Below are 11,393 nucleotides of genomic sequence, written 5' to 3'. Positions count from 1 at the left end.
TGGTAGCTTGATAAATTGTGGGGAATCAAAAAAGTGGAAAACAAAAAAAGAATGACCACGACGAAAGGTCATTCTTTTCCAATACAAAATGTTTTACGTGTTACACGTAAAAACTAAGACGTCAATTTTACTTTTTTCTTCGTCGTTGTCCATTTGCCTCGACTTGGACTCATCACCAAATCGTTAAAGGCTAACACGTTCAAATCTCTTTGAACGGTGCGAGGAGTGATACTAAACTCTTCGACTAAATCCTGTGTAGACACGGTTCCTTTGTCTAAAATAAACATGTACACATCTTTAATACGATTAAGCATTCGATCAGTAGTTGGTTTCATAAATGAACCACTCCTTCATCTTAATTCTCTTGGCAAAGACTAGCGGACGACAATATGTGCGGAGTGCACTTAGGCTAATAAGTAGCTGCCTTAGACATCCCCTTTTCTAATTTTATATTCAGAAAAATAGTTCTGATAAGTTCATTATATAGAAAAACAAGTCAGTTTTCTAGTGAATGCAAGAGGAATTTACAAATCAGACATAAAATTTTTACTGTATTTTGTGGGAATAAGTGAAAAACGTGCTATATGCGGTAGTGATTGAAGTAAGTTTTTGAAAACTTGCCAGAAAGATGATTGTAAATTATGTTGTAAAGAGTAGAATAATGTTATTACTTTAGAGGAGGTACATCATATGGATTGGTTACAAGCTGCAAAGGAAAGACAAGATGAATTGATACAAGATTTACAGGAGCTTGTGCAAATTAATAGTGTTCTCGATGAGAATACGATCACTACTGAAGTACCTTTTGGTGATGGTCCATTAAAGGCTCTTGAATGGTTATTAACAAAGGGCGAAGCTGAAGGATTACAAACTAAAAATATTGATAATTATGCTGGTCACATACAGATGGGCGAAGGTGACGATTTATTAGGTATTTTATGTCATGTTGACGTGGTACCAGTTGGTGATGAAACAGATTGGACATACCCACCCTTTAGCGGCACTGTAGCAGATGGAAAGCTATTTGCTCGTGGTGCAATAGATGATAAAGGCCCAACAATTGCAGCATGGATGGCCATGAAACTTGTCAAGGATGCAGGTATTGAGCTTAATAAAAGAGTACGTATGATAATCGGTACGGATGAAGAAACTGGCTTCCGCTGTGTCGACCACTATTTTAAACATGAGGAAATGCCGACGATTGGCTTTGCACCAGATGCGGATTTCCCGCTCATCAATGCTGAAAAAGGCATTGCGGAGCTAGTGTTCTCTCAAAATAGAACAGGCGATGCTTCGAAAGAACAGCTATTACTATTTAATGCTGGAAAGCGACCAAATATGGTACCAGATTTTGCAAAAGCAACAGTTCAATTTGTTTCCGAGCAATTCGAACAGAATTTTCACACATTTTTAAGCAAAAATCAGCTAGAAGGCTCTTTATTAATCGAGGGTTCTCACTATATAATAACTATCAAAGGTAAAGCAGCCCACGCAATGGAGCCGGAAAAAGGTGTCAATGCAGCTGTTTATCTTACAGCATTTTTACAACAAGAGTTGACGACAGAGGCGAGTAAACAATTTGTCGACTTTATCGCAGATGTTTTTTATAAAGACCATTATGGCAACAAGCTTGATTTACAATTCGAGGATGAAATGTCTGGTAAAACTACATTAAATCCCGGTATTGTAACTTACGATGTAACTAAAGGTGGTAGCCTGGTCATTAGCATGCGCTATTCTGTCACTTATCCGTTTGATGAAAAAATCACGGAAGCACAACGTTTAGCTGTGGCAAAAGGATTTTCATTGGATATTCAAGATGACTCTAAACCTCATTATGTAAGCGAGGATGATGCATTTATCCAAACTTTAGCAGATATCTATAGACGTCAAACAGGAGATTATGAAACGCCTTTACTGTCTACTGGTGGTGGTACGTATGCGCGTGTTATGAAAAAAGGTGTAGCATTTGGCATGCTATTCCCAGGTGAACCAGACGTAGCGCATCGTGCGGATGAGTTTATTGTCATTGAAAATCTTATAAAAGCAACAGCTATTTATGCTGAAGCAATTGTTGAACTTGCAGGAAATAAATAAATTAGATATGAAAAGGATGAACAAAACATGGCATATTCATTATGGAATGATCAAATCGTTGAAGAAGGATCTATTACAGTCTCTCCAGAAGACAGAGGTTACCAATTTGGTGACGGCATTTATGAAGTAATAAAAGTATATAACGGAAATATGTTCACAGCACAAGAACACATTGATCGTTTCTATGCGAGTGCCGAAAAAATTCGTCTTGTCATTCCTTATACTAAAGACGTATTACACAAATTATTACATGAACTTATTGAAAAAAATAATTTGGAAACAGGCCATGTTTACTTCCAAATCACACGTGGTACAACTTCTCGCAATCATATTTTCCCAGATGCAAGTGTTCCAGCTGTATTAACAGGGAATGTTAAAGTAGGTGAGCGTTCATATGAAAACTTTGAAAAAGGTGTTAAAGCTACCTTTGTTGAGGATATTCGCTGGTTACGTTGTGATATTAAATCATTAAACTTATTAGGTGCTGTAATGGCAAAGCAAGAAGCATCTGAAAAAGGCTGCTATGAAGCTATTTTACATCGCGGTGACATCGTAACAGAATGTTCATCAGCAAATGTTTACGGCATTAAAGATGGTAAGCTATATACACACCCTGCAAATAACTTCATATTAAACGGTATTACACGCCAAGTTATTTTAAAATGTGCTGAGGAAATTAATTTACCTGTTATTGAAGAACCAATGACAAAGGCTGATTTATTAACAATGAGTGAGATCATTGTGTCATCTGTATCTTCTGAAGTAACACCTGTTATCGATGTTGATGGTAACAAAATTGGTGCTGGAGTTCCAGGTGAATGGACTCGCAAATTACAACAAGCATTCGAGGCGAAATTACCACTTTCTATTTAATGGAAAATAAATGAACCTTGTAAGAGAGCTAGCCTAAACTTTAGGTAGCTCTCTTTTTCTATAGAACAAATTATGGATGTTTTCTCTTGGAACGTCATGTAAAATAAAAACGATGACTACAGTTGTAGAATGATTGCCATCGGGATTTAATTTCAATGAGCAAATGTCGATGTAATGTATGCAATTGTCTATTTCTCTTCATTTAGCAATGATTGTGACAGCACAATTACGTCAAGGCGAATTGATATTGCGATTGATTTGCTTTCTAAGCAAGAGTGGAGAAATTAGCAAATTAGATATAGGGCGAGTAAGATTGGAGTGACCAAAACACATGGCACAATTGGTGAAATTACAAGATTATATTTCACGCTATCAAATTGATTTAGCGAGATATCCAACACAATTTGTGCGCTTAAAGCAAAGTCAATGGGAGCGTGTTAAGCGACAGTGGGAGTTAGGAGAAGAAATTAGCGAGTGGCAACATAACGATGGCGGTTCAGAAAATGATTCTTTTGAGGAAAAAGAAAGGTTCTCTTTATTCAAAAAAATATTTGCCGGTCGTCAGAGGGAAGAACTTGAGGATATTGAAGAGGTCGAAATAACGAATGAACTAGTGAGTGATGAAGATAGCATACCAGAAGAAGAAACAACTTTAACATTTGAACCAAAAATTGTATACGCACCACAATCTATTCATGAATTAAAACGAATGTTTATCGATCAATTTTTCCATTTCCAAATGAAATGGGCAAGTTCAACACTACGTGAAAAATCGTATGTGGATCCTCGTTTTATGCGTGATCCATTGTTGCGAAATTTGTTACAAAAATTACCTGATAACTATTTGCTTTTTTATTATCCAATTTTACAAATTAGAAAAGCACCTATAGAGCTTGATGTCGTGCTAATGTCACCGACAGAATGTATTTGTATAACAGTGCTAGAAGCTGAAAATCAAGCAGTTTATGTAGGAGGCAGTGAGCGATTCTGGATAAAAAAAGTAGGGACGAAGGATTCAAAAGTACTTAATCCAATGATAAGTTTAAATCGTATGGAGTCCGTATTAACTCAATTATTCAAACAGGACAATATAAATATGCCGATTCGCAAGGTTATTTTATCACAGAATGGCTATTTCGATTATCCAGGTTCACCTTACGGAATTCAATTTGTTGATCGTCGAAATTATGGAGAATGGATGGAGCATTTAAGGAAAGTTTCCTCTCCTATGAAGCATATGCAAATTCGTGCTTCTCAAACGATTTTAAGCAATGTACAAACAACTTCCTTTAATCGAGATATTTGGCAGCAATCTTCTCAACCAGCCGGGGATTAGGTAATGCAAGTATTATTTATTGTGAATGAAGCAGCAGGGCACGGTAAAGGTAAAAAAGTTTGGCATCGTTTTCAACAGCATTTAACAATTAACTATGACGTCGCCTTTACAGAATATGAGGGACATGGGCAGGAGCTTGCAAAAAATTGGGCGCAAGATGCTCAAACAAAAAAATTAATTGTTATTGTTGGTGGTGACGGCACAATTCATGAGGTTGTTAGTGGCGTTGTACATAATAAATTAATAGTTATTGGTGTAGTTCGTGCTGGTTCTGGAAATGATTTTGCACGATACTTTTCTACATTTCAAGATGCCTTTCAAATTGAAAGCTATATACAAAATGAAATGGTTTACCTCCCGATGGATATTGGTGCCGTTCAGCTTGGAGAACATCAGCACGAAATATTTGTCAATAATGCGGGTGTGGGCTTTGACGCATTTGTCACTAAACGTATTAATACATCCCGTTTGAAGCTTTACCTCAATAAAATAGGCCTCGGTAAGCTATCCTATGCTGTGGCAGTTGTAAGAGGACTTTTTAGTTTTAGACGCTTTGATGTAAAGATACAAGCAGACAATCAAGAATGGCACTTTCAACAGGCATGGTTTGTTGCGATGTGCAATCAACCTTATTTCGGAGGGGGAATGAAAATTTCGCCTACTTCTAAACCTGATGATGGTCAAATCGAAATAACAATCGTTCACGGTATTTCCCGACTTAAATTATTATTAGTATTTGTCACTGTGTTTTTTGAAAAACATACAAAATTTAAAGAGATTACTTTTTTGCAAGGCCATCAATTTAACATTTTCGTGCACGGAAATGACGTTGATTGTCATACTGACGGTAACTATATTGGAGAAATAAGAGAGGGAACGAGGATTCATAGTACAGTACAACGTGATGCTTGGCAGGTACTATCGGAGGAACATTGGTAAAAATGGTCCCTCACTAAAAATTGGGGATGACAATTGTTAAACTATGCTATGCATAAAAGTTGATCTTCGTTACGAATGGGCGACTCCTTGAGGATTAGCAATAGAGGAGCGAAGGCTAAAAGCATCGCATCCTGTGATAACGCCTCCGTGACCAACATCCTGTTGGCCCGAGACCCTGGAGCGTAGCGGATGTTTTCTGTGCGAAAGCGAAGCAACAGCTATAAAACGCCCAGTCGGAACGGAAATCCCCCTTACGTTATAGTGATGAGTCTGAAAAAACCATTTCGCAATAATTTCATGCGAATTTTATAGTAATACGTTATACTATAAAAAATTAATAATTTCATGAAAAAGAAATGAGGAAGAAAATTGAGATTAAGAAATAAGCCTTGGGCGGAGGAAATGATTACGGATCATCCAGAGGTGATTGTTCCAAATCCTGAAGACTTTAAAGGAAATTGGCAGGCTGTTTTCGGAAATGACAACCCGCTACATATTGAAGTAGGTACTGGGAAAGGACAATTTGTCACAGGTATGGCCTTACAAAATCCAGATATAAATTATATTGGCATTGAGCTTTATGATAGTGTAATTGTTTGTGCATTGGAAAAAATTTTAGAGGCTAAATCTCCAGCGAATTTACGACTATTAAAAGTAAATGGCGCAGATTTAAATAAATATTTTGAAAAAAATGATGTAGATTGTGTGTATCTGAATTTCTCAGATCCTTGGCCAAAAACGCGCCATGCTAAGCGACGTTTAACGCACGAGGGTTTTTTGAAATTATATGAGTCGATTTTGGTGGATAATGGGGAAATCCATTTTAAAACGGACAACCGTGGTTTGTTTGAGTATTCATTAATGAGTATGTCTGAATATGGTATGTTACTAAAGTATGTATCACTCGACCTACATGCGAATATGCCTGAGGATAATGTTATGACTGAATATGAGGAGAAATTCTCTGCTAAAGGACAGCCAATTTATCGTCTAGAATCGCAATTCTTAACTAACTAGGGGGAGAATGGATGGATCAGTTAAAGTTTCACAATATGTCATTATCATGGCTAAACGGGGGTGTCACTTGCCTTGATGGCGGTGCTATGTTTGGAGTTGTGCCAAAGCCACTTTGGGCACGCAAATATCCAGTCAATGAAAAAAATCAAATCGAGTTACCAACTGAGCCGATATTAATTCAATATGAAGGCAAAAATTATATTGTTGACACAGGCGTTGGTTTTAACAAATTAAATGAAAAGCAGCTACGTAACTTTGGGGTAACTGAGGAGTCAACATTAGCGGCTAGCTTACAAGAGCTAGGATTAACAACTGCTGATATTGATGTAGTATTAATGACGCATTTACATTTTGACCATGCTGGAGGTTTAACGCAATGGGAAGATGATGTACTTGTGCCAACATTCCCGAATGCAAAAATCTTTGTAACGAAAATTGAGTGGGATGAAATGCGTGAGCCAAATATTCGCTCGAAAAATACGTATTGGAAAGAGAACTGGGAGCCAGTTCAGCACTTAATCGAAACGTATGAAGGTACGTTAGAGGTAGCTCCGGGTATTGAAATGATTCATACTGGTGGTCATAGTGATGGACATGCCATTATTAAATTGACTCAAAATGGCGAAGTATTACTGCATATGGCAGATATTATGCCAACACATGCACACCAAAATCCATTATGGGTTTTAGCGTATGACGATTATCCAATGACGAGTGTCTTTGCCAAGGAACGTATAATGAAAGAAGCACTTGCAAATGGCTACGGTTTTATTTTCTACCATGACGCGTATTATCGCATGATTAAATGGGATGATACAGGTAAAGAAGTTGTAGATAAATTAGAACGCAGCAGACAAGCTGTTATTACATTCTAATTAATAGAACGTGTGAACCTTTTGTGTTCGCACGTTTTTTTATTGTGTTGAAAGTATCAATAAAATTAAGGAATCAAACCTAGTATTGCTCTTTTGCAAAACTAGGTTTGATTTCCGTTCCGACTGGGCGCTTTGTTGCTGACGCTTCGCTGCAGGGTCTCATCTGTGACGCTAATCCCCAAGGAGTCGCCCAGTCTCCACTCCAATCAAACGCTTCGCATAGTATGTATCTCTGGTATGCACTCTAATTTATAGTGATAAACGGTACTTCAGCATTTGTTTTTTATGCAAACGTATGCCATGCATATAAATTATTGAAGTTAACCTGTCGGAACGGAAATCAACTTCACGTTATGGTGATGAGCCTAATTGTCTATACTCCATTTTTTTGACACTTTTTTCGTGAACATTTTGGAAAATATGATACACTAAAAACTATACTAAAACACAAAAGAGAGTTGAAAATACATGGCAACGGAGCAACCATTTTTACCAGTATTACTAGGATCAGATATGAATGCATATGGTATGGCACGTGCATTTTATGAGGCATATGGAATTAAACCACTTGTATTAGGACGTTCACATTTAACGGCAACGCAAGACAGCCATATCATAAATTTCCAAGAAATTGATCGCTTAAATGAACAGGATGTATTTGCACCTGCACTTGCAAAGGTTGCAAAAAAATATTCTGATAAAAAACTATTGTTGTTAGCGTGTGGAGATGATTATGCAAAGCTTATTATCAAAAATAAGCCAGCATTACAGGAACATTTTACAGTACCATATATTGACGAATCATTAATGGATGAAATTTTATTAAAAGAAAATTTCTATAAAATGTGTGATAAGTACGATTTTAAGTATCCAGGTACGACGACTGTGACAGCTGACAATTACGAAAACTTTACACCACCTTTTGAATATCCAATTATTTTAAAGGCATCGAACTCGGTGGAATACTGGGCATGTTCATTCCCAGGTAAGAAAAAAGTGTTTGTTGCACATGATGAAGCGGAAAAAACAGCTATCTTAAAAGCAATTTATAGCTCAACTTATCAGGATACAATGATTATCCAAGAATTCATCCCAGGTGACGATTCTTATATGCGTGTATTAAATGCATATGTAGGGAAAGATGGCAAAGTGAAGCTAATGTGTCTAGGAAATCCAATCTTAGAAGAGCATTCACCTGAAGGAATTGGTAGTTATGCAGCAATTGTTACAACATACGATAAAGAATTAATGGATCAAGTACGCTCCTTCTTAGAGGATATCGGTTATACTGGCTTTGCTAACTTCGATATGAAATACGATATGCGAGACAAACAGTATAAGCTGTTTGAAATCAATTTGCGTAATGGCCGCTCAAGCTACTATGTTACAGCAAGTGGTCATAATTTAATGAAATATGTAGCTGATGACCATATGTTAAATATTGAGCAGGAAGTAACTTATGTTCAGGATAAGCATTTATGGATGATTATTCCTAAAGGTGTATTATTTAAATATGCATCTAATGAAAAGCTTAAACTGGAAGCTAAAAAGTTAATTCGTGAAGGGAAATATACAAACTCCCTTTACTATAATAAAGATATGAATGCGAAACGTTGGGTGAAGCTAACGTTAAATAATTTAAATTATTATCGAAAGTATAAAAAGTACTTTAACAATAAAGGTTTGACTGAATAAAACAAAGAAGAGACTGGGACATCCCTAGTTTCAATTAGTGAGAAATGCGAATTTGAATTCATTCAAATTCGCATTTCTCTATTTTTTATGTTGTCTCCATATAGTTCTTCTCTAGTGGCTGTGAATTTTCTTAAATTCACAGCCACATTAATGCGAGGCCCATCTCGTTTTCAACCTTCGATTTTCCTCGTACAGAAAATCGAGTGAAACGAAAATTAGCCTTCAAGAATCCAAAAACTGTTTCCACGTCAATTTTGCCGTTGACGATAAATGGTACTCGTTTTTTCTTCTGAAGCTTACGATTATTTCCTTCTTTTGCTTTTGTACATAATGAACAGAGGGGGCATCCGGAACAGTATTCACATTGAGCTAGCCACATCATCTTTTTCAGAAGTGGTCCTTATTTTTTATGAAAAATAGTTTGACCGGCTTTTTAGTTTAGAGATGTTTTTTGTCCCAGCCTCATTTGAGCTGCAGTTTTGAGATTTTGCTGCCGCTTCGCTTTCGCACAGTTAAAACATTTGTTGTTGCTGTCGCTACGTTTTCGCAAAGCCAAGGAGTCGCCCAGCCTACACTCCAATCACTATTACACTTAGTATATATATTTAGGTATGGCATTTTATAGTGATAAAACGAAACGACTAGGCGCTCGCTCGCAGGATTGAAAGTAGTCAGGAACGGAAATTCCACTTATTTAAAGCGTAACATTCGCAAGGGTTTCTTTGGTTATTTTATTTTTTAAACTCTGTACAAAGAAACCATCTCAAATAACTGAGATGGTTTCTTTTATATAGCTTATTACTGTGTAAGGTTAAACTTCTTGTAGCTCTACTACAACACCTGAGCGAGCGTCAGCAGCAAATTCAAATGTTTGCATTTCACCCTCGTGTAAACGAGAGATACCTCCACGGTATACAGGAATAGTCATAATGCCGTTTGAGAAATTGTCTGTTTTCATAAAAATCCAAGAACCGTCAATCGGTGAATCTTTTTTAAATTCCTTTTTTATGTTTTCGAGTACTTGTCCTGCAGGTACATACGGAGAAACCTTTTCACTTGCTTCTTTAACAATGACTGCGGCAGCAAGGCCAGTAGCAACACCAATTAAAAAATCACGTAATTTCATGCTCTTTTCCTCCTTTTTCTATAGGTTCATTTTAACATAGCATACAGAGTGAATGCACGTTCACACATTAGCACTTTTTTATGAAATGTATCATATTTGCGAATTTGGCATTCAATTTCACCTTAGCATAATTGCCGCTGTCGCTTCGCTTTCGCACAGATAAATACTCCAGCGAATTTGGGATACACTGTGAAGATGAAATACATGTGCACTTATTCCACTACTCATTGGAAAATGGGAGTCTTCCGCTGAATATAGATAAATATGTTACAATGGACAAGGAAGAATATTCTACTTCGTGGGGAGAGAGTCAACATGAATGAGGAAACATTACAATTATTTAAAAAATTAACAGAATTACCAGGTGCTCCGGGTAATGAACATGCGGTACGTGCATTCATGCGTTCTGAGTTGGAAAAGTACTCGGATGAGATCGTTCAAGATAATTTAGGGGGTATTTTCGGTGTAAAGCATAGTGAAGTTGCTGATGCACCAAAAGTGTTGGTTGCTGGTCATATGGATGAAGTGGCATTCATGGTTACTTCTATTACCGATAACGGGATGATCCGCTTTCAAACATTAGGTGGTTGGTGGAACCAGGTAATGCTAGCGCAACGCGTTGAGGTGTTTACTAAAAATGGCGCAATTCCAGGTGTGATTTCATCAATACCACCACATTTATTAACAGATGCTGAACGTTCTAAACCGATGGATATTAAAAATATGCTTATAGATGTTGGTGCAGACAATAAAGAAGATGCTATTGCACTTGGCGTTCGTCCAGGTCAATCAATTATCCCTGTCTGCCCATTTACACCGATGGCCAATCCGAAAAAAATTATGGCCAAAGCTTGGGATAACCGTTATGGCTGTGGATTGGCAATTGAATTGATGAAAGAAGTTAAGGATGAAAAGCTAGGTTCACATTTATATTCAGGAGCGAATGTGATGGAAGAAGTTGGTTTGCGCGGTGCTCAAGTGTCTGCAAATATGATTAAACCAGATTTATTTTTTGCCCTAGATGCTTCACCTGCAAATGATATGTCAGGTGAAAAAAATCAATTTGGTCAGCTTGGAAAAGGGGCATTATTACGTATTCTTGACCGTACAATGGTTACTCATAGAGGCATGCGTGAGTTCATCTTAGATACCGCTGAAACGAATCATATCCCTTATCAATATTTTGTATCACAAGGTGGTACGGATGCAGGACGTGTGCACACAGCGAATGACGGTGTTCCTAGTGCAGTAATTGGAATTTGCTCACGCTATATTCATACGGCTGCGTCGATTATCCATATTGATGACTATGCGGCTGCAAAAGCTTTAATTGTGGAATTAGTGAAAAATGCAGACCGTTCGACATTAGCAACGATCCGCGCTAATGTGTAAAGTAAGACATTCACTGAAACAAGTTAAAAGATGCCTTTAGGGC

Annotated in this window: 10 protein-coding genes and 1 pseudogene; 8 read left to right on the top strand and 3 right to left on the bottom strand. The window is 37.2% G+C overall.

Annotation, left to right across the window (positions count from 1 at the left end):
• Window positions 1-113: 113 nt before the first annotated feature.
• Window positions 114-335, bottom strand: coding sequence for a DeoR family transcriptional regulator (locus AC3WSO_RS19090; protein WP_049667439.1), 222 nt, complete (start codon window positions 333-335; stop codon window positions 114-116).
• 355 nt (window positions 336-690) lie between these two features.
• On the opposite strand from AC3WSO_RS19090, the gene pepV reads away from it, so the two are divergent.
• The 7 genes from pepV (at window position 691) to AC3WSO_RS19055 (ending at window position 8,832) form a co-directional block, all read left to right on the top strand.
• Window positions 691-2,097: a dipeptidase PepV gene (pepV, locus tag AC3WSO_RS19085; RefSeq protein ID WP_492533018.1), complete on the top strand. Its 1,407-nt coding sequence runs from the start codon at window positions 691-693 to the stop codon at window positions 2,095-2,097.
• 27 nt (window positions 2,098-2,124) lie between these two features.
• Window positions 2,125-2,970, top strand: a complete 846-nt coding sequence (dat, locus tag AC3WSO_RS19080; protein ID WP_492533016.1) for a D-amino-acid transaminase — start codon at window positions 2,125-2,127, stop codon at window positions 2,968-2,970.
• 331 nt (window positions 2,971-3,301) lie between these two features.
• A complete protein-coding gene (locus AC3WSO_RS19075) occupies window positions 3,302-4,306 on the top strand; it encodes a nuclease-related domain-containing protein (RefSeq protein ID WP_492533015.1) in 1,005 nt (334 codons plus the stop codon).
• Between the two features lie 3 nt (window positions 4,307-4,309).
• Window positions 4,310-5,245 (top strand): diacylglycerol/lipid kinase family protein, encoded by a 936-nt coding sequence (locus tag AC3WSO_RS19070; protein WP_492533014.1) that lies wholly within the window; start codon window positions 4,310-4,312, stop codon window positions 5,243-5,245.
• 369 nt (window positions 5,246-5,614) lie between these two features.
• Window positions 5,615-6,262 (top strand): tRNA (guanosine(46)-N7)-methyltransferase TrmB, encoded by a 648-nt coding sequence (gene trmB, locus AC3WSO_RS19065; protein ID WP_492533012.1) that lies wholly within the window; start codon window positions 5,615-5,617, stop codon window positions 6,260-6,262.
• 11 nt (window positions 6,263-6,273) lie between these two features.
• Window positions 6,274-7,137 (top strand): YtnP family quorum-quenching lactonase, encoded by an 864-nt coding sequence (locus AC3WSO_RS19060; protein ID WP_492533011.1) that lies wholly within the window; start codon window positions 6,274-6,276, stop codon window positions 7,135-7,137.
• Between the two features lie 468 nt (window positions 7,138-7,605).
• Window positions 7,606-8,832 (top strand): carboxylate--amine ligase, encoded by a 1,227-nt coding sequence (locus AC3WSO_RS19055; RefSeq protein ID WP_492533009.1) that lies wholly within the window; start codon window positions 7,606-7,608, stop codon window positions 8,830-8,832.
• Window positions 8,833-8,894: 62 nt separating this feature from the next.
• Here AC3WSO_RS19055 and AC3WSO_RS19050 read toward each other — a convergent pair.
• Window positions 8,895-9,199 (bottom strand): annotated as a pseudogene (locus AC3WSO_RS19050) (transposase); the annotation flags it as partial.
• 444 nt (window positions 9,200-9,643) lie between these two features.
• Window positions 9,644-9,958 (bottom strand): peptidase M4, encoded by a 315-nt coding sequence (locus AC3WSO_RS19045; protein WP_053485038.1) that lies wholly within the window; start codon window positions 9,956-9,958, stop codon window positions 9,644-9,646.
• A 315-nt stretch (window positions 9,959-10,273) separates the two neighbouring features.
• Here AC3WSO_RS19045 and AC3WSO_RS19040 point away from each other — a divergent pair, with 315 nt between their 5' ends.
• A complete protein-coding gene (locus AC3WSO_RS19040; protein ID WP_492533007.1) occupies window positions 10,274-11,350 on the top strand; it encodes a M42 family metallopeptidase in 1,077 nt (358 codons plus the stop codon).
• The last annotated feature ends 43 nt before the right edge of the window (window positions 11,351-11,393 follow it).

The organism is Lysinibacillus sp. EB106-09-02-XG168, assembly GCF_058791475.1.
Note: the sequence above shows the minus strand (reverse complement) of the source record. Positions and strands in the feature narration are given on the sequence as shown.